The sequence below is a fragment of the Micromonospora rhizosphaerae genome (assembly GCF_900091465.1).
GTDB lineage: Bacteria > Actinomycetota > Actinomycetes > Mycobacteriales > Micromonosporaceae > Micromonospora > Micromonospora rhizosphaerae.
The window spans coordinates 7,030,960-7,049,803 of sequence record NZ_FMHV01000002.1 but is presented as its reverse complement, the minus strand read 5'-3'; the positions used below and the strand labels follow the sequence as shown (position 1 = coordinate 7,049,803).

At 74.2% G+C, this 18,844-nt stretch carries 15 protein-coding genes; 7 read left to right on the top strand and 8 right to left on the bottom strand.

The window, feature by feature from the left end; genetic code table 11:
• Positions 1 to 335 precede the first annotated feature (335 nt).
• The 4 genes from GA0070624_RS33145 (at position 336) to GA0070624_RS33130 (ending at position 9,137) form a co-directional block, all read left to right on the top strand.
• Positions 336 to 3,620 (top strand): ATP-dependent helicase, encoded by a 3,285-nt coding sequence (locus GA0070624_RS33145; RefSeq protein WP_245719221.1) that lies wholly within the window; start codon positions 336 to 338, stop codon positions 3,618 to 3,620.
• Entirely contained in the window at positions 3,617 to 7,093 is a 3,477-nt protein-coding gene (locus tag GA0070624_RS33140) for an ATP-dependent helicase (protein ID WP_091347567.1), read from the top strand. The genes GA0070624_RS33145 and GA0070624_RS33140 overlap by 4 nt, the downstream gene beginning before the upstream one ends.
• Positions 7,094 to 7,297: 204 nt before the next feature.
• Positions 7,298 to 7,501, top strand: a complete 204-nt coding sequence (cspE, locus tag GA0070624_RS33135) for a transcription antiterminator/RNA stability regulator CspE (protein ID WP_007464836.1) — start codon at positions 7,298 to 7,300, stop codon at positions 7,499 to 7,501.
• Positions 7,502 to 7,745: 244 nt separating this feature from the next.
• Positions 7,746 to 9,137 carry a DEAD/DEAH box helicase gene (locus GA0070624_RS33130; RefSeq protein ID WP_091350366.1) on the top strand — a complete coding sequence of 464 codons (1,392 nt, stop codon included), beginning with the start codon at positions 7,746 to 7,748 and terminating at the stop codon, positions 9,135 to 9,137.
• 241 nt (positions 9,138 to 9,378) lie between these two features.
• On the opposite strand, the gene GA0070624_RS33125 is transcribed toward GA0070624_RS33130, so the two are convergent.
• From GA0070624_RS33125 to GA0070624_RS33110, 4 genes are read right to left on the bottom strand one after another with little or no spacing between them, the layout of a single operon-like run.
• The gene (locus GA0070624_RS33125; protein ID WP_091347563.1) at positions 9,379 to 9,822 is read right to left on the bottom strand and encodes an RrF2 family transcriptional regulator; all 444 of its coding nucleotides are present in this window, start codon (positions 9,820 to 9,822) and stop codon (positions 9,379 to 9,381) included.
• Positions 9,823 to 9,825: 3 nt separating this feature from the next.
• Complete coding sequence (locus GA0070624_RS33120) at positions 9,826 to 10,710, bottom strand: ABC transporter permease (protein ID WP_091347559.1); 885 nt, start codon at positions 10,708 to 10,710, stop codon at positions 9,826 to 9,828.
• Complete coding sequence (locus tag GA0070624_RS33115) at positions 10,700 to 11,479, bottom strand: ABC transporter ATP-binding protein (protein WP_091347556.1); 780 nt, start codon at positions 11,477 to 11,479, stop codon at positions 10,700 to 10,702. Before GA0070624_RS33115 ends, GA0070624_RS33120 begins: the two co-directional genes overlap by 11 nt.
• Positions 11,476 to 12,540, bottom strand: coding sequence for an ABC transporter substrate-binding protein (locus GA0070624_RS33110; RefSeq protein ID WP_091347553.1), 1,065 nt, complete (start codon positions 12,538 to 12,540; stop codon positions 11,476 to 11,478). Before GA0070624_RS33110 ends, GA0070624_RS33115 begins: the two co-directional genes overlap by 4 nt.
• Before the next feature lie 148 nt (positions 12,541 to 12,688).
• Between GA0070624_RS33110 and GA0070624_RS33105 the strand changes: the two genes are divergently transcribed.
• From GA0070624_RS33105 to nudC, 3 genes are all read left to right on the top strand, one after another.
• A complete protein-coding gene (locus tag GA0070624_RS33105) occupies positions 12,689 to 13,999 on the top strand; it encodes a M16 family metallopeptidase (RefSeq protein ID WP_091347549.1) in 1,311 nt (436 codons plus the stop codon).
• A gap of 56 nt (positions 14,000 to 14,055) precedes the next feature.
• Positions 14,056 to 15,393 carry a M16 family metallopeptidase gene (locus tag GA0070624_RS33100; RefSeq protein WP_091347546.1) on the top strand — a complete coding sequence of 446 codons (1,338 nt, stop codon included), beginning with the start codon at positions 14,056 to 14,058 and terminating at the stop codon, positions 15,391 to 15,393.
• A 76-nt stretch (positions 15,394 to 15,469) separates the two neighbouring features.
• Entirely contained in the window at positions 15,470 to 16,417 is a 948-nt protein-coding gene (gene nudC / locus GA0070624_RS33095) for an NAD(+) diphosphatase (protein ID WP_091347543.1), read from the top strand.
• Between the two features lie 159 nt (positions 16,418 to 16,576).
• Here the strand turns inward: nudC and GA0070624_RS33090 are convergent, their stop codons facing one another.
• The 4 genes from GA0070624_RS33090 to GA0070624_RS33075 form a co-directional block, all read right to left on the bottom strand.
• Positions 16,577 to 16,846, bottom strand: a complete 270-nt coding sequence (locus tag GA0070624_RS33090) for a hypothetical protein (protein ID WP_091347541.1) — start codon at positions 16,844 to 16,846, stop codon at positions 16,577 to 16,579.
• A gap of 218 nt (positions 16,847 to 17,064) precedes the next feature.
• Positions 17,065 to 17,304, bottom strand: a complete 240-nt coding sequence (locus GA0070624_RS33085) for a DUF397 domain-containing protein (RefSeq protein WP_091347539.1) — start codon at positions 17,302 to 17,304, stop codon at positions 17,065 to 17,067.
• Positions 17,305 to 17,371: 67 nt separating this feature from the next.
• Complete coding sequence (locus tag GA0070624_RS33080) at positions 17,372 to 18,349, bottom strand: helix-turn-helix domain-containing protein (protein WP_091347537.1); 978 nt, start codon at positions 18,347 to 18,349, stop codon at positions 17,372 to 17,374.
• A 194-nt stretch (positions 18,350 to 18,543) separates the two neighbouring features.
• Entirely contained in the window at positions 18,544 to 18,786 is a 243-nt protein-coding gene (locus GA0070624_RS33075; RefSeq protein ID WP_091347536.1) for a mycoredoxin, read from the bottom strand.
• Positions 18,787 to 18,844: the final 58 nt, after the last annotated feature.

The window sequence follows — 18,844 nt, the reverse complement described above, 5'->3', positions numbered from 1 at the left end:
GCGACGCCCGAGGGAAGCAACTGGAGGCGGGGTGGCGTGCGGGTGGTGTCGTAGGGGCGTGGTGGGATGTGGGGGTGCAGGGGTACCGGCTGGTGCGTCGGCCTGCCGGACCGGTCCACAGTGACATGCGGTCCGTCGCGGCGGTTCGGGGGGACCGCCGGCCCGGCGGGCCGGACCAGGGGACGGGTCGGTCGGGTCCGACCAGCGAGGGGGAGCCGCGGTCCGGGGGGTCGGCGGTCGATGGCGCGCACCCCGGGCCGGTCCACAACGGTCAGCCGTGGAGGCGGCTGGACGACCAGTTGCAGGCGGAGGTCGTCGGGCACACCGACGGGCCGATGCTGGTCGTCGGCGGTCCGGGCACCGGCAAGACCAGCACGCTGATCGAGGCGGTCGCCGCCCGGGTGGCCGACGGCGTCGACCCGGAACGCATCCTGGTGCTCACCTTCGGCCGCCGGGGCGCCACCGAGCTGCGCCACCGGATCGAGGCGCGGGTCGCCGGGGACGGGCACCGGGTGGTCCGCGAGCCGCTGGTGCGCACCTTCCCGGCGTACGCCTTCGGGCTGCTCCGCCGGGCCGCCGCCGAGCGGGGCGAGCCGTCGCCAAGGCTGCTCACCGGTCCCGAGCAGGATCTGATCATCCGCGAGTTGCTGGACGTGGTCGGCGAGGAGCCGGAGGACGACCCGGTCGGCTGGCCGGCGGACCTGCGCCCCGCGCTGCGTACCCGGGCGTTCGCCGCCCAGCTCCGGGACCTGCTGATGCGCGCCGCCGAGCGCGGCGTCGGCCCGGTCGAGCTGGCCCGGTTGGGCGAGAAGCTGGGCCGCGCCGACTGGCCGGCCGCCGCCCGCTTCCTCCGGGAGTACGTAGCCGTCCTCGCGCTGCGCGACGTCGACAACCGCGGCTCCATCGCGTACGACCCGGCCGAGCTGGTCCGGGCCGCCACCGGAATGCTGCTCGACGACCCGGAGCTGCTGGCGGCCGAGCGCCGCCGGCTGGCGTACGTCTACGTCGACGAGCTGGCCGACACCGACCCCGCCCAGCTCGACCTGCTCGCGGTGATCGCCGGTGGCGGCAAGCCCCTGGTCGCCTTCGCCGACCCCGATTCCTCCACGTACTCCTTCCGTGGCGCCGACCCGGCCGGGGTGACCACCTTCCCGCACCGGTTCCGCACCGCCTCCGGCGCACCGGCGGCGCAGGTCGTGCTCACCACCTCCTACCGGGCCGGCCCCGGGCTGCTCGCGGCGACCGCCCGGCTGGCCCGCCGGCTGCGCGGCCCGGGGGCGCACCGACGGCTGCGCCCGCTGCCCGACGCGCCACCCGGCTCGGTGGAGGTCCGCACGTTCCGCTCGGCCACCAGCGAGTCCGCCTGGCTGGCCCACGCCCTGCGCGAGGCGCACCTGCTCGACGGGGTCCCCTGGTCCCGGATGGCAGTGCTGGTCCGGTCGACCGCCCGGCAGCTCCCGTCGTTGCAGCGCGCCCTGCACACCGCCGGCGTGCCGACCGTGGTGCACGGCGAGGACCTGCCGCTGCACCTGCAACCCGGGGTGGCGCCGCTGCTGCTCCTGCTCCGCTGCGCCCTGGAGCCGGACCGGCTCGACGAGGAGGCCGCAATCGCGCTGCTGCACTCGCCACTCGGTGGCGCCGACCCGCTCGCCGAGCGGCGGCTGCGGCAGGGGCTGCGCGCGCTCGCGCTGGCCGGCGGCGACCGGCGACCCTCCGGCGAGCTGATCGTCGAGGCGCTGCGCGACCCGGCCGAGCTGGCCGCGATCGACCGGCGCTGGGTGGCGCCCGCGCAGGCGGTGGCGGCCCTGCTGGAGACCGCCCGGCGGGCGGCGGCCACCCCCGGCGCGACCGCCGAGGACGTGCTCTGGGCGGTCTGGCGGGACAGTGGCCTCGCCGAACGCTGGGCCGGGGCGATCACCCGCGGCCGGGCGGCCACCGGCGAGCACGAGACCGCGCAGCGCTGGCGGGCCGAGGCCGCCGACCGGGACCTCGACGCGGTGATGGTGCTCTTCGACGCGGCCGCCCGGTTCACCGACCGGCTGCCCGGCGCGCGCACCGAGGTCTTCCTCGACCACGTGCTCGCCCAGGACCTGCCGGCGGACACCCTGGCCGCCAGTGCCGACCGGGGCGACGCGGTCCGGCTGCTCACCGCGCACGCCGCGAAGGGCCTGGAGTGGGACCTGGTCGCCGTCGCAGGCGTCCAGGAGGGCGTCTGGCCGGACCTGCGACTGCGCGGCAGCCTGCTCGGCTCCGAGCGGCTGGTAGACGTGCTCGCCGGCCGGGCCGACGGTGCCGGCACCCGGGCCAGCCTGGTCGGGCAGACCTCGGCGCTGCTCGACGAGGAACGCCGGCTCTTCCACGTGGCGGTCAGCCGGGCCCGACACCGGGTGCTGGTCACCGCGGTCGCCTCGGCAGCCGTCGGCGGCGACGACCACGAGGAACAGCCCAGCCGATTCCTGCACGAGCTGGGGGCCACCGAGCCACCCGCAATCGGCGGCGGACGCGGCCCGAGCAGCTCCGGGCCGAGGCCGCCATCCGGCGGACCGGGCGACGGTGCGGCGCTCACCGTCGACGGCGACCCGCACGACGACGGGGATGTCGAGCCGCGCGCGCTGCCGGTCACCCGGCCACCCCGGGGGCTGACCCTGTCGGCGCTGGTGGCGGAGCTGCGTACCGCGGTCACCGACCCGACGGCGCCGTACGCCCGGCGGCGCGCCGCGGCGGCCGAGCTGGCTCGGCTGGCCGCCGCCGGGGTTCCCGGCGCCCACCCCGACGACTGGTGGGGGCTGCGCGGCCTCTCCGACGACCGGCCGCTGGTGGACGACGGCGAGCCGGTCCGGGTCACCCCGTCGGCGATGGAGAGCGCGCTGCGGTGCAGCCTGCGCTGGCTGCTGGAACGGCACGGCGGCAGCGGCCCGGCCAGCGCCGCGCAGGGCGTCGGCAACCTCGTGCACGCCGCCGCGATGCTCGCCGAGGACGCCAGCGCCGACCGCACCGCCCTGCTGGAGTACGTGGCCGCCCGCTTCGACGCGATCGAACTGGCCGCCCGCTGGATGGTCGGCCCCGAGCGGGCGCGCGCCGAGGCCATGGTGGACAAGCTGCTGCGCTGGCTCGCCGGGAACCCGCGCCGGCTGCTCGCCATCGAGCACGAGTTCGCGGTCCGCCTCGACGACCCGCACCGGCCCGTCGAGCTGACCGGCCGGGTGGACCGGCTGGAGGTCGACGCCGACGGCCGGCTCGTGGTGATCGACCTCAAGACCGGCAAGTCCACGGCCGTCGCCGAGCGGGAGGTCGCCGAGCACCCGCAGCTCGGGGCGTACCAGGCGGCGGTCGAGGCGGGGGCGTTCGCCGAGTTCGGCGAGGAGTCCGGCGGTGCCGCGCTGGTGCAGCTCGGCACCAGCGCGAAGGACGCCAAGGAGCAGACCCAGGCCGCGGTCGGGGAGGGCCCGGAGGCCGGCTGGGCGACCGCGCTGGTCCGCCGCACGGCCGATACGATGGCCGCCGCCACCTTCGCCGCGGTCGCCAACTCGAAGTGCCGGGTCTGCCCGGTCCGCACCAGCTGCCCGGTGTCCGGGCAGGGGCGCCAGGTCGTCGAGCCGCCGACTCCGGAGAAGCCGTGACCCAGCCCGCGCTCTTCAGCACCGCGACCCCGGCGCCCAGGACGGCCGACTCCGGTCCCCGCTACACCCCGGTCGAGCTGGCGAAGCTGCTCCGGCTGCCGGCACCCACCCGGGAGCAGGCGGCGATCATCGCCGCGCCGGTCGAGCCGCTGCTGGTGGTCGCGGGCGCCGGCTCCGGCAAGACCGAGACGATGGCCGCCCGGGTGGTCTGGCTGGTCGCCAACTCGTACGTCCGGCCGGAGCAGATCCTCGGCCTCACCTTCACCCGCAAGGCGACCGGCGAGCTGGCGCACCGGGTGCGTACCCGGCTCGACCAGCTCATCCGGCGGCTGGGCCGGCAGGGCCGGGACCCGCACGACGACCCGCTGGCGGGTGAGCCGACCGTCTCCACCTACCACTCGTACGCCGGCCGGATCGTCACCGAGCACGGGCTGCGCGCCGGCTACGAGCCCTCCACCCGGCTGCTCACCGAAGCGTCCCGCTGGCAGCTGGTCGACCTGCTGGTGCGCAACTACGACGGCGACATGTCCGACGTGGACCGGATGCCGAGCACCATCACCGACGCCGTGCTGGCGCTGGCCGGGGAGCTGGACGAGCACCTGGTCGACCCGGACGAGCTGGCCGCCTGGACCGGCCGGTTCTTCGCCGACGTGCAGTCCCGCCCCGGCCGGGTCTACGCCGACGTGCGCAGGGCCCTCGCCGTCCAGCAGACCCGGCTGCGGCTGCTGCCGCTGGTCCGGGCGTACGCCCGCCGCAAGGACGACTTCGAGGCGATGGACTTCGCCGATCAGCTGGCCCGGGCCGCCCGGGTGGCCCGGGACCATCCCGGGGTCGGCGTGATCGAGCGGGACCGCTACCGGGTGGTGCTGCTGGACGAATACCAGGACACCAGCCACGCCCAAGTGGTGCTGCTGAACGCGGTCTTCGGCGGCGGCCACCCGGTCACCGCCGTCGGCGACCCCTGCCAGTCCATCTACGGCTGGCGAGGCGCCAGCGCCGGCACGCTGGACCGCTTCCCTGTCGAGTTCGCCCGCGCCGACGGCTCCCCGGCCCGGGTGCTCAGCCTGACCACGAGCTGGCGCAACCGCCCGGAGATCCTGGGCGTGGCCAACGCGCTGGCGACGCCGCTGCGGGCCGCCGGCGCGCAGGTGCCTGAGCTGCGCGCCGCGCTGAGCGTGAAGGAGCCGATCCCGCATCGCAGCCCGCGCGGAGCGGCCGGCGGCACCGTGCACTGCGCCCTGCTGGAGACGCACGCCGACGAGGCCGAGTGGATCGCGGACGGCGTCGTCGCCGCCTGGCGCGGGGCGGCCCGGATGCCCGATGCGCTGCCCGAGCACATCCCGGTGCCGCAGCGTCCCACCACCGCCGTGCTCGTCCGGCTGCGCAGTCAGATCCCGGCCATCGAGTCCGCGCTGCGCGCCCGGGGTCTGCCGGTCGAGGTGGTCGGCCTGGGCGGCCTGCTGGACACCCCCGAGGTCCGGGACGTGGTCTGCACGCTGCGGGTGCTCGCCGACCCGACCGACGGGGCCGCGCTGCTGCGGCTGCTCACCGGGGCGCGCTGGCGGATCGGGCCGCGTGACCTGGTGGCCCTGCACCGGCGGGCGCGGGCCATCGCGAGGGCGCGGCGGCAGCTCGCCGGTGACGACGGGCCGGAGATCACCGTGGACGCGCTCGACGAGGCCACCCTGGTGGAGGCGCTGGCCGACCTCGGGCCGGCGCAGGCGTACTCGGCGGAGGGGTACGCGCGGCTGCGCGGGTACGGGACGGAGCTGGCCCTGCTGCGTTACCGGCTGGACCAGTCGCTGCCGGAACTGATCGCGGACATCGAGCGGACCATCGGCCTGGACGTGGAGGTGGCGGTCCGGGCCGGCCGGGACGGCACCGGCGACGCCGGGCTGGCCCGGGGCCACCTGGACGCGCTCGGCGACGTCGCCGCCCGGTTCAGCGGCGAGACGCCCGGCGCCACCCTCGCCGGCTTCCTGGCCTTCCTCGCCGCCGCCGAGGACGAGGAGCGGGGGCTCACCCCGGGCGAGGTGGAGGTGGTGGAGGGCGCGGTGCAGATCCTGACCGCGCACGCCGCCAAGGGTTTGGAGTGGGACGTCGTGTCGGTGGCCGGCCTGACCCGCGGCGTCTGGCCCGGGCCGGTGCGCAACTCCGACCACTGGCTGGGCGGCCTCGGCGTGCTGCCCTTCCCGCTGCGCGGCGACGCCGACGGGCTGCCCGAGCTGGGCCTGGCCGCCGCCGAGGATCAGCGCGGGGTGGCGCGGGCGCTGGAGGACTTCACCGACGCCTGGCGGGCGCACGACGAGCGGGAGGAGCGCCGGCTCGCGTACGTGGCGGTGACCCGGCCCCGGCGGCTGCTGCTCTGCTCCGGGTACTGGTGGGGGGAGGGGACCAAGCGGCCGCGTGGGCCGTCCGTATTCCTGCGGGAGGTGCACGACGCCTGCCTGGACGGCGCGGACGGGCACCTGGTCGACGAGTGGTCGCCGGAGCCGGCCGGGGACGCGGTCAACCCGACCACCGAGGTGGTGCTCCACGCCGAGTGGCCCGCCGATCCCCTCGGCGCGCGCCGCCCGGCGCTGACCGAGGCCGCCGCGCTGGTCCGCCGCTTCCTCGCCGACCCCGAGGCGGCCCGCCGCGAGGATGCCACCGCCGCGGCGGGCTCCAGGGGAGACGGTCCCGAGAGCGGGCGGGCGCCGGCCGGCCCCGCAGCGGTGCGGGGCGCCGACGGCGGGGCGGCCGGGATCCCGGACGATCCCGAGGTGGCACGCTGGCGGCGGGAGGCCGACCTGCTGCTCGCCGAGCGGGCCGAGCTGGCCCGCCGCGCCGAGGGGGTCGAGGTCGAGCTGCCCGGCCACCTGTCGGTGACCCAGCTGGTGGCGCTGCGCCGCGACCCGGAGGCGCTGGCCCGGACGCTGCGCCGGCCGATGCCCACCGAGCCCAACCCGTACGCGCGCCGCGGTACCGCCTTCCATGCCTGGCTGGAGCAGCGCTTCGGTGCGGATCGACTGCTCGACGTGGACGAGCTGCCCGGCGCGGCGGACGACGACGCCGCCCCGGACGAGGCGCTGACCGAGCTCCAGGAGCGCTTCCTGGCCAGCGAGTGGGCCGACCGGGTGCCGGTGGAGGTGGAGGTCCCCTTCGCCACCGTGGTCGCCGGGGTGGTGGTGCGCGGCCGGATGGATGCCGTCTTCGCCCGTCCCGGTGGTCGCTTCGACGTGGTCGACTGGAAGACCGGCCGCCAGCCCACCGGACGGGAGGCCGAGGCGGCCGCAGTGCAGCTCGCCGTCTACCGGCTGGCTTGGGCGGAGCTGGCCGGCGTGCCGGTGGAGCGGGTGGGCGCGGCGTTCCATTACGTCCGGGACGGGGTCACCGTCCGGCCGGCGGACCTGCTCGACGCCGACGGGTTGACCGAGCTGATCGCGGGGGTGCCGGAAATTTCGGCGGACGACCCGGCGTTACGTAATTCGTGATACGTTAGGCACGTTGCAGTTTTGGTTACCAGAGACTCTGTGTGCGCCTGGCGGATTGTGGCCCCAGGCGCACTTTGTTGTGTCCGGAGTTCTCCGGGCGGGGCGACCAGCAGCGACAGGCGGTCCGCGCATCAGACGCGCGGAGCGCTCCTCTTCGGCCCGCAACAGGTGCGGGTTCGAACGTTCCGTCAAGGAGACGAACAAATGGCTATTGGCACCGTCAAGTGGTTCAACGCTGACAAGGGCTTCGGCTTCATCACCCCGGACGGCGGCGGCGCCGACGTCTTCGCCCACTTCTCGGCGATCCAGTCCTCCGGCTACCGGAGCCTGGACGAGAACCAGCGGGTCGAGTTCGAGGTGACCCAGGGCCAGAAGGGCCCGCAGGCGGAGAACATCCGCCCGCTCTGATCTCCGGATCACCGCAGCACCACCACCGCGCCCTCCGGGCCCGGTGACGTGGCCGGTCCGCCCCGCCGTGACTCCCGCCGCGCCTGAGCAGCGCGAGGAGGTCGGCCCCGACCAGTCGGGGCCCACGGCGTGGGCGGACCGCCCGTATCCCCTTCGGTTCGTGCTTGTGACCACCGGTGATTCCGGTGACGCGCCGGTTCCGGCGCCCCTCCTCGACACGTGCCGCGTCGAGGAAGGCTTCCGCATGACCACCGTCGTACCCACCTTCGCCGCCACCGGGCTCGCTCCGGCGCTGCTCGCCGAGCTGTCGGCGCAGGGCATCACCGAGCCGTTCCCGATTCAGGCGGCCACCCTGCCGGATTCGCTCGCCGGAAGGGACGTGCTCGGCCGGGGTCGTACCGGCTCCGGCAAGACTCTCGCCTTCGGACTGCCGCTGCTGCACCGCACCGCCGGCCGGCGGGCCCGCCCCGGACGGCCGCTCGCGCTGGTGCTGGTGCCGACCCGTGAGCTGGCCCAGCAGGTCACCACCGCCCTCGCCCCGTACGCCCGCGCGGTCGGGCTGCGCTGCGCCACCGTCGTCGGTGGTCTTTCGCTGCAGCGGCAGGCGGACGCGCTGCGGGCCGGCGCCGAGGTGGTCGTGGCGACCCCCGGCCGGCTGCACGACCTGATCAACCGCGGCGACGCCCGGCTGGACCAGGTCGCGACCACCGCGCTGGACGAGGCCGACCGGATGGCCGACATGGGCTTCCTGCCGCAGGTCACCAAACTGCTGGAGCAGGTCGCCCCGGACGGCCAGCGGATGCTCTTCTCGGCCACCCTGGACCGCGGCGTCGACACGCTGGTCCGTCGCTTCCTGACCGACCCGGTCTCGCACTCGGTCGACCCCGGCACCGCGACGGTGACCGCGATGACCCACCACGTGCTGCACGTCGAGGCGGCGGACAAGCAAGCCGCGCTCGCCCAGATCGCCGCCCGCGACGGCCGCACCATCCTCTTCATCGGGACCAAGCACCGCGCAGACCGGCTCGCCCGCCAGCTGCTCGCCAAGGGGGTACGCGCGGCCGCGCTGCACGGCGGCAAGACCCAGCCGCAGCGCACCCGGATCCTGGAGCAGTTCCGCACCGGTCAGGTCACCGCGCTGGTGGCGACCGACGTGGCGGCCCGGGGCATCCACGTGGACGGGCTGGACCTGGTGGTCAACGCGGATCCGCCGACCGAGGCGAAGGACTACCTGCACCGGGGCGGGCGTACCGCGCGGGCGGGGGAGTCCGGCAGCGTGGTGACCCTGGTCCTGCCCGAGCAGCGCCGGGACGTCTCCCGGCTGATGAGCGTCGCCGGCATCACCCCGCAGTCGGCCCGCGTACGCCCCGGCGACGAGGCGTTGGTCCGGGTCACCGGCGCCCGCGAGCCCTCCGGCGTACCGGTGATCGTCGTCGCTCCGCAGCCGGCGCCCGCCCCCCGCTCCGGGGCACCCCGCAGCCGCCGCGTCGACGGTGGTCGTCCCGCCGGGGAGGCTGGTCGTGCCGGCGTTGGCGGTGCTCGCGCCGGCGGCGACGGCGGGGACCCGACCGGCGCCCGGGCGGCCCACCGGACCTCCGGCCGCTCCCGCCGCCCGCGCCGCCCCCGCACTGCCTGATCCTCGCCGCGGTCTGCGGGCTTGCCTGCCCGCCGCAGGCCGAGCTACGTCCAGCGTCCTTTGAAGTTGCCCGCGTGGTCGGTCGTCCGGCGCTGGCGGCGTGGGCGGTCGGTCGTTCGGCGCTGCCCGCATGGACAGGGCAGCTCCAAAGCTGGCAATGGAGCATTCCGGGCCGGCTCGAGCCAGGTCGCTCCGCCGGCGTGACAGGTGGGTGGTCCAGCCGCCACGCACGGCCGCGTCGTCAGGGTGTGGTGGCGCGGTCTGCCAGCAGGTCGGCCAGGGTGGTCCGGTCGACCACCAGGGCGATCGCGCCGTCCACCGCCAGCCAGACGTCCCGCAGCCCGGTGGCCACCCCGTGGTAGCCGGCGCTGCCCGCCGGCAGGCCGCGCACGCTGGTCAGCGTGCCGCCGACCGCCCGCAGGACGTCGCCGACGCTGATCTCGTCCGCGGGGCGGGTGAGGGCGTAGCCGCCCTCGGTGCCGCGGTGGCTGTACAGCAACCCGGCCCGACGCAGGTCGAGCAGGATGCCCTGGAGGAAGCTGAGCGGGATGTCCTGGCTCTCGGCCAGGCTCGCCGCCTTGACCAGCTCACCGTCGCCGAAGCCCCCGTCGCCGGAAACACCGGCGGCATCGGCGACGGCGAGCATGGCCCGGAGCGCGTAGTCGCTGCGCGCGGAGACGTACACGTCTCAGTTACCGGCCTGGTCCAGTACGCCCCAGCGCCGCCGGATCGCCTTGTCGGCGGCGCCGAACGCGGCGTCCGCCAGCACGCCCACCACCAGGATGACGATCATGATGGTCATCAGCCGGGGCGCCTCGCTGAGCTCCCGGGCGTAGGTGAGCTGGGCCCCGATCGAGGTCCGGCTCGCGATGACCACCAGCAGCTCGCCGGCCATCAGGCTGCGCCAGGCGAACGCCCAGCCCTGCTTGAGCCCGGCCACGATCGCGGGCAGCGCGGCCGGCGCGATGACGTACCGGTAGAGGTTCAGCCCCCGGGCGCCGATGTTGCGACCGGCGCGGACCAGCAGCGGCGGTACGTAGTCCACGCCGTGGATGACGCCGTTGGCGACCGACGGGGCCGCGCCGAGCACCACCACGAAAAAGATCGCCTGCTCGCTGAGCTCGAAGAGCAGGATCGCCAGCGGGAACCAGGCGATCGACGGCATCGTCTGCAGCGCGGTGATCATCGAGCCGAGCGCGGCCCGGAGCACCTTGACCCGGGCCACGCCCAGGCCGAGCACCAGCCCGACGGCGACGGCGGCAGCGAAACCCACGGCCGCCCGCCGGGCGGTGGTGGCCAGGCCGTCCCAGAGCGCGGCGCTGACCAGGTAGTGGCCGAAGTCCTCGAAGACGGTCACCGGACCGGGGAACGTCCACGGGTCCTTCCAGCCGGTCCAGAACACGGCCTGCCAGAGCCCGATGGCCAGGGCGAGGGCGGCCAGCTTCGGCCAGGTCGCCGACCAGATCCGGCCCAGGCGGGATGGTCCCTTCTCCCGGCCGGCGATTTCCAGCGCGTCGAGTCCCGAGATCTCCGCGTCGGTACGCGGGGCGCTGGCGAGCGTGTCACTGGCCATGACGGCCCACCTCCGTACGCAACCGGTCGGTGACCTCGGCGGCGATGGTCGCGATCTCCGGGGAGTCGATGCGTCGGGGCCGGGGCACGTCGACCCGGGTGGACCAGATGATCCGGCCGGGCCGGCTGGAGAGCAGGATGATCCGGTCGGCGAGGCGGGCTGCTTCCCGGACGTTGTGGGTCACGAAGAGCACGGTGAGCCTCCGCTCGGACCAGATCCGTTCCAGCTCGTCGTGCAGGATGTCCCGGGTCATCGCGTCGAGCGCGCCGAACGGTTCGTCCATCAGCAGCACCGGGGTGTCCAGCGCGAGGGTGCGGGCCAGCGCGACCCGCTGCCGCATGCCGCCGGAGAGCTGGTGCGGCCGCTTGCGGCCGAAGTCGGCCAGGTGCACCGTGCGCAGCAGCTCGGCGACCCTGGCCCGGCGCTCGGCCCTGGGCAGCCCGCGCAACTTCAGCGGCATGTCGACGTTGCCCTCAACGGTGAGCCACGGGAAGAGGGCCGGCTCCTGGAACATCAGGCCCGGGTTGACCCCGTCTTCCAGCTCGATCCGCCCGCCGCTGGCCCGGTCCAGCCCGGCGACCAGGTTGAGCAGTGTGCTCTTGCCGCAGCCGGAGGCGCCGACCAGGCAGACGAACTCGCCGGGGGCGACGTCCAGCGACACCCCGTCCAGGGCCAGGACCGCGCTCTCGCCCTGGCCGTACACCTTGGTCACGCCCCGCAGCGCGACCGAGCCGGTCGCGCTGCGGGCCGTCGTCGTGGTCGACGTCATGGTTGGGTGACCTCGGGCTTGCCCTGGGTCTTGAGCACCTCGTTGAGGTACTTCAGGTCGTAGAGGCCGTTCAGGTCCACGGGCTGGGTGAGCTCGACGGCGACCGCGTGGTCGAGGCCGGTCTTCAGCGAGGACGCGATCGGGTCGTTGGTGAACTCCAGGGTCGGCCAGGCCTGCTTGATCAGCTTGATGTCCAGCGGCTTGCCGGTGATCTTGCCGATGTGGTCCGAGATGGCCTGCTGGGCCTCGTCCGGCTTGGTGTTGACGAACTCGTTCGCCGCGACCTGCCCCTCGACCAGCTTCTTCACCACGTCGGGGTGGGCCTTGAGGAACTTGGTGCTGACGATCAGGTTGGTGATGACGAACTTCTTGTCCGGCCAGAGGTCGCGCTCGTCGACGAGGACCTTGCCGCCGGCGTTGATCAGCCGGGAGACGAACGGCTCCGGCACCCACGCGCCGTCAATGGCGCCGCTGCCGAAGGTCTCCACCGTCTGCGCGTTCTCCTGCGGCACGACCTTGACGTCGCCGCCGCCCTCCTTGGTGGTGGTGAGGCCCTTCTCCTTGAGCCAGTAGCGCAGCGCGACGTCCTGGGTGTTGCCCAGCTGCGGGGTGGCGATCTTCTTGCCGCGCAGCTGCTCCACCGAGGTGATCTCCGGCTTCACCACCAGCGCCACGCCGCCCGAGGCGGCGCCGGAGATGACCCGGACCGCCTCGCCCTTGGACTTCGAGAACGCGTTCACCGTCGGGTTCGGACCGATGTATGTCGCGTCGAGCGCGCCGGAGAAGACCGCCTCGATGGCGGCCGGGCCGGCGTTGAAGGTCTTGGTCTCCAGCGTGACGTCCGAGCCGAGCTTCTCCTTGAAGATGCCCTTCTCGACGCCGACCACCGCGGGGGCGTGGGTGATGTTCGGGAAGTAGCCCAGGCGCAGCGTCACCGGGCCGCCGCTGCCGGCCGCTTCGTCGGAGCCGTCGCCGCAGGCCGCGATGGCGCCCAGGGTGGCCGCGCCGACGACGGCGAGGGTGGCTAGGGAGACCAACCGACGGAAGGGGAGCCGTCTCATCGTTCGTCCAATCCACAGTATTCCTACTTGATTGATAGGAAGAGTGGGCTACGGCGTGGCCGGTGTCAAGGCCGATCCACCATTCGGGCAGCGGACGCTGACAGGAGGTCGCCGGTGCGGGAGGTGCCGACGGGTTAGGGTCGATCACGTGGCGGCGCGGAGAGCGAAAATTCCAGCGACGAAGTACCCGGTCGAGCGGTTCACCCTCGACAACGGCCTGCGGGTGGTGCTCACCCCCGACCGCAGCGCCCCCGTCATCGGCGTGGCGGTGGTCTACGACGTCGGCATCCGCTCCGAGCCCGAGGGGCGCACCGGCTTCGCCCACCTCTTCGAGCACCTGATGTTCCAGGGCTCGGAGAACCTGGAGAAGCTGGCCCATTTCCGGCACGTGCAGGGCGCGGGCGGCACCTTCAACGGCTCCACCCACCTGGACTACACCGACTACTTCGAGACGCTGCCGAGCAACGCGCTGGAGCGGGCGCTCTTCCTGGAGGCCGACCGGATGCGCGGCCCCCGGCTGACCGAGGAGAACCTGCGCAACCAGGTCGACGTGGTCAAGGAGGAGATCCGGGTCAACGTGCTCAACCGGCCGTACGGCGGGTTCCCCTGGTTGACCCTGCCGCCGGTGATGTTCGACACCTTCCCCAACGCGCACGACGGCTACGGCTCCTTCGGTGACCTGGAGTCGGCCACCGTCGCCGACGCGGCCGACTTCTTCCGCCGCTACTACGCGAGCGGCAATGCCGTGCTGGCCGTCAGCGGGGACATCGACGTGGCCGAGGCGACCGAGCTGATCGAGCGGCACTTCGGGGACGTTCCGGCCCGGCCCGCGCCGGAGCGCCCCGACTTCGCCGAGCCCGACCTGGTCGCCGAGCGGCGCGCGTCGTACACCGACAAGCTGGCCCCGCTGCCGGCGGTGGCCGGGGCCTGGCGGGTGCCCGACCCGGTGACCGACTTCGTCGGCTACCTGCCGTACGTGGTGCTGGCCGAGGTGCTCACCGACGGCGATGCCTCCCGCCTCGTGGAGCGGCTGGTCCAGCGGGACCGGTCGGTCACCAGCCTCGGTGGCTACCTCGGCTTCATGGGTGATCCGTTCGACGTGCGTGACCCCACCGCGCTGCTGCTCCAGGCACACCTGCCCCCCGGCGGCGACGTGGACAAGGTGCTGCGCACCATCGACGAGGAGCTGGACCGGCTGGCCACCGACGGGCTGACCGAGGGCGAGCTGGCCCGCACCCAGGCCCGGATGGCCACCCACCTGCTGCGGGACACCGACGCGGTGCTCGGCCGCGCCCTGCGGATGGCCGTGCTGGAGCAGCAGCGCGGCGAGCCGGGCCTGCTCAACGAGCTGCCCCGGCTGGTCGGTGAGGTCACCGAGGAGCAGGTTCGGGCGGCCGCCGCCACCCTGCGGCCGGAGCGCCGCGCGTCCATCGAGGTCATCGCCGGAGGTGCCAGGTGAGCGCGAGGAGTGAGCCGGGTTTGCGAGCCCCGCAGTCGCGAACGAAGAAGGGCCAGGTGACGGCAACCGTGGAGACCGGTACGCGGCCGCTGCCGGCGCTCGGCCCCACCCGCAGGCTCAAGCTGCCGAAGCAGGCCGAGCGGACGCTCGGCAACGGGCTCACCGTGATCGCCGTACGCCGGCCGGCCGTCCCGCTGGTCGAGCTGCGCCTCTGGATGCCGTTCGGGCGGACCCACCTGGCCCGCGGCGCGATGCTCGCGCAGACCGTGCTCTCCGGCACCGAGACCATGACCGCCAACCAGATCGCGGCCGAGCTGCAGAAGGTCGGCGGTGGGCTCTCCGCGGGGATCGACCCGGACCGGCTGATGATCTCCGGCGCCGGCCTGGTCACCGGGCTGGACCGGATGCTGCAGATCCTCGCCGAGGTGCTGACCGGCGCGACCTACCCGAAGGACTGGGTCGGCACCGAACGGGACCGGCTGATCGACCGGATCCAGGTCGCCCAGAGCCAGCCCGCGCACCTGGCCCGCACCGCGCTGCTCAAGCGGATCTACGGCAAGCACCCGTACGCGGTGCAGACCCCCGAGCCGGCGCAGGTCCGCGCGGTCCGGCCGCCCACGCTGCGGAGACTGCATGCCGAGCGGGTGCACCCGGCCGGCGCGGTGCTGGTGCTGGTCGGGGACGTGCAGCCGGAACGCGTGGTGGACGCGGCCGAGAAGGCGCTCGCGGCCTGGAACGGCGACGGGCACGTGGCCGAACTGCCGCCCACGCCGCCGCTGGAGCCCGGTCCGCTGCTGCTGGCCGACCGGCCCGGCTCGGTGCAGTCCTCGCTGCGGATCGCGCTGCCGGCGGTGCCGCGCACCCACCCCGACCATGCGGCGCTGCAACTGGCCAACCTGGTCTTCGGGGGCTACTTCTCCTCCCGCTGGGTGGAGAACATCCGCGAGGACAAGGGCTACACCTACGGCCCGCACTCGCTGATCGAGCACTCGGTCGCCGGGTCGGTGCTGGTCGCGGCCGCCGAGGTGGCGACCGAGGTGACCGGTCCGGCGCTGCTGGAGACCCTGTATGAGCTGGGCCGGCTGGCCTCCCTGCCGCCCAGGCCGGACGAGCTGGAGCAGGCCCGCCAGTACGCCCTCGGCACGCTCCAGCTCGGCATGTCGACCCAGGCCGGCCTGGCCTCGCTGACCAGCGCGTACGCCGGCAGTGGGCTGCGCCTGGACTTCCTCGCCGAGCACGCCGCCCGGCTGGCGAAGGCGACCGTCGATGACGTCGCGGCGGCCGCGGCCCGCTACCTCGCCCCGGCTAAGGCGGTCACCGTGGTGCTCGGCGACGCCGAACGGATCGCGGCGCAGTTGGCCGCCCTGACCCCGGTCCACACGGAGTCGGCGTGAGCGAGCGGAGCGAGCGAACCATTTGGCTCAGCAGCGTGGCGCCTCGCGCCGCCGGCGAGCGGAGCGAGGCGGCGGCGTGAGCGGCGAGGCCGCCCCACCGCTGGCCCGGTCCACCCTGGACCGGGCGGCGCACCGGCGTACCGACTCCGGCTGGCTCGCCGAGGCCTGGGAGCGGGCCCGGGTGCTGGTGCTGGACTCGGCCAACGACGGCCGGGCCCTGGTACGCGGCGAGACGGCACCGCCGATGCTGGTGCTGCTGGGCTCCGACGAACTGCCCGAGGTGCCCCGGTCGGTGCCGATGTTCCTCGGGGTGGACCCGGACGGTGTACCGGTCTTCGCGGTGGACGCGCCGCTGCCGGACCTGCCGGATGCCCGGGCGGTCACCCTGCGCGAGGTGGGCCACCTGCTCGTCGACCGGGACGCCGGTATCTTCACCACCGCTCTGGCCCTGCTGAACTGGCACGTCCGGCACGGCTACTCCTCGGTGACCGGGCACCCGACCCAGGTGGACGAGGCCGGCTGGTCCCGGATCGACCCGGACGGCGACCGGGTCTGGCCGCGTACCGACCCGGCGATCATCGTGCTGGTGCACGACGGGGTGGCCGGCCAGGAGGGGCGCTGCCTGCTCGGCAACAACGCCACCTGGCCGAGCACCCCCGGCCAGCGCCGCTTCTCCTGCCTCGCCGGCTACGTCGAGCCGGGGGAGTCGGCCGAGGCGGCCGTGCTGCGCGAGGTCCGCGAGGAGGTGGGCGTCGGGGTCGAGGAGATCGCGTACGCCGGCAGCCAGTCCTGGCCCTTCCCCGGCTCGCTGATGCTGGGTTACATGGCCCGGGCGGACGCCGACGAGCCGGTCCGGGTCGACCCGGCCGAGATCGCCCACGCCCGCTGGTTCACCCGGCGCGAGATCGGTGACGCGCTGGCCGGACGGCCCGTCGACGTCGGCGCGGGCGCCCGCCTGGTGCTGCCCCCGCCCTCCTCGATCGCCCTCTTCCTGATCCACCGCTGGCTCGACGGCCACTGCTGAACCGCCGCGGCGACTGCTGAGGCGCGGCCCGGACGCGGTCCCGGCCCGTGACCGTCGTTGCCGCGGCGGTCACGGGCCGGGAACACGGGCCGTCGTGGGCGGTGGGGCAAGGAACGCGGCGGGGGAGCCGGTCCGACCACGACGGACGGCAGGTGGCGGTCAGGTGCCGTCCCAGCGGTACGCGTACCCGGGGTCCGGGTCCGCGATCGGGAGCACCTTCACCCGTTGCTTTCCGGAGCGGACGGCGCCCACCGTGGCGAGGGCGCGGGCCAGCAGCAGCGCGGCGTCGCGGTCCTCGGCGTGCACGACCTGGCGGCGCGGTTCCGGCGTCCTGGTCTCGTCCCGCAGCCGGCCACCGCCGGCCCACGCGGCCGCGATCTCGGTGTCGGCGGCGGCGCGGATGTCGGTGCGGACGATCAGGAACCGCATGGGTGTCCCCCGGACGGATCGCGACGGACGAGTACGCGCTGGAACTTCCACGTCACTCTTTCGTCATGTTACGCCCGGTACTCGTCACAGCAAGTGAAACTCGACTATCGATCCGAGGCGTCGACCGATCGGGGGATCCTTGGTCAGCACGGTTGTCGGGGGTGGACACGCGACGGGGCCGCCGACCCGACGCCGACGGCCCCGCAGCAGTCGTCGGATCAGTTCAGATCGAACTGTCCGTTCTTCGCGCCGGCGATGAAGCGCAGCCAGCCGGCCCGGTCGAACAGCAGCACCGGGCCGCCCCGGTCCTTGCTGTCCCGCAGCGCGACCGCGGCCGGCCCGGTACCCAGCGGGGCGACCTCGACGCAGTTGGAGGTCTGGCTGCGCGTGCTGGTGCGCCACGGGGCGTCGGCGAGCTGCTGTGCGAGCGCCGCCCAGCTGTTGCTGATCTCGTCCATGGTTCTGCTCCTGCTCTGGACTGCTCGGATGGAAGGAGTGACGCCGCAGGCCGGACGGCCCGGTGGATCACCGGTCCGTCGTCAGGCGCCCCGAGCCGCGGCGGCGCTGGACGGGTGCCGTTGCCGGTCCGCACGCCACCGTGGACTCGGCCGCCGCGCCGGTCAGCCGTCCCGTCGCCTCGATGAGCCAGGAGAGGGTGTCCGATGCGGAGAGCGCCGCCGAGCATAGCCACTCGAACGCCACTTTATAGCTATTTAGGGCTTTTGCCTCGGTCGACATGACGTCGGTGAAGCCACCTTCGATCGCCAGCGTCTCCGGATCGAGCGGATCGGCGAACCGGTAGATCGAGAAGGCGGTCGGCGGGAGGTACCAGTCGGCGATCCGGGTGTCCCGCAGCAGCAGGCGCAGCGTGACGTTCGGCAGCCTGGCCAGCTCGCAGAGCTGGACCAGCTGCTCGCGCAGCACCCCGGGCGGGCCGGCCCGCCGGCCGAGGACCCCCTCCTCGAGTACCGCGGTGTAGCGGGGCGCGTCGGGGGAGCGGGTGAGCAGGGACTGCCGCGCCTGCCGGGCCCGTACCTCGGTCTCCGGGTCCTCGCCGGGGTCGCCGGCCTGCACGGCCACCTGGTACGCCGAGACGATCCGGTACCGGGCGTACCCGGGGGTCTGCAGCAGCCCGGGGATCAGGACGGGGTTGTACTCGGAGATCTCGGCGCAGCCCGCCTCCAGCTCGGCGAAGCCGCGCTGCTGCTGGGTCATCACCGGGAAGTTGCGCAGCCAGCCGCGCATGTCCCCGGCCTCCCGGGTGATGCTCAGCAGCTCCTCACGCAGCTCGTCGTCGGCCCCGTAGAGCGCCAGCAGGTCGCGGACGTCCACCGGGTCGGGACGGCTGCGGCCGTTCTCCAGGCGGGACAGCTTGGACGCGGAGGCCCAGCCGATCCGCTCGATGACCTGGTCCCCGGTGAGACCAGCCAGCTCACGCAGCCGGCGCAGCTCGGTGCCCAGCCGGCGACGGCGCAGGATCGGGCTCGGTACGGCAGGACGCACGGGTGCTCTCTTCTCCGTCGAGGGCCGCGGAACGCGGCGGTAACTGTACGAAATCCATCCCCCACGGTCAGTATGGCCGCCCCGACCCCTGCCAAAGGGTCCCGACATGGGCGTGTCTCGGGACAAAAAGGGCGCCGATGCGAAGAGCGGCCAGCCCCCGGGTGGGGGTGGCCGCTCTTCGCGGAGGAGGTCGGTCAGCCGGCGATGCCGGCGAGGTGCTGCTTGACCTGGGTGATCGAGGGGTTGGTGAGGGCGCTGCCGTCGGTGAAGCGCAGCGTCGGGACCGTCTGGTTGCCGCCGTTGACGCTCATCACGAACTCGGCGGCCTTCGTGTCCTGCTCGATGTCGACCACCTCGTACCCGATGCCCTCCCGGTCGAGCTGCGACTTCAGCCGGTGGCAGTAGCCGCACCACGAGGTGGAATACATCGTCAACATGAAGATCCTCCAACTGCTCCGCCCGGCGGCTTGCCGATCAAGCCGAGGCTAACCGCTG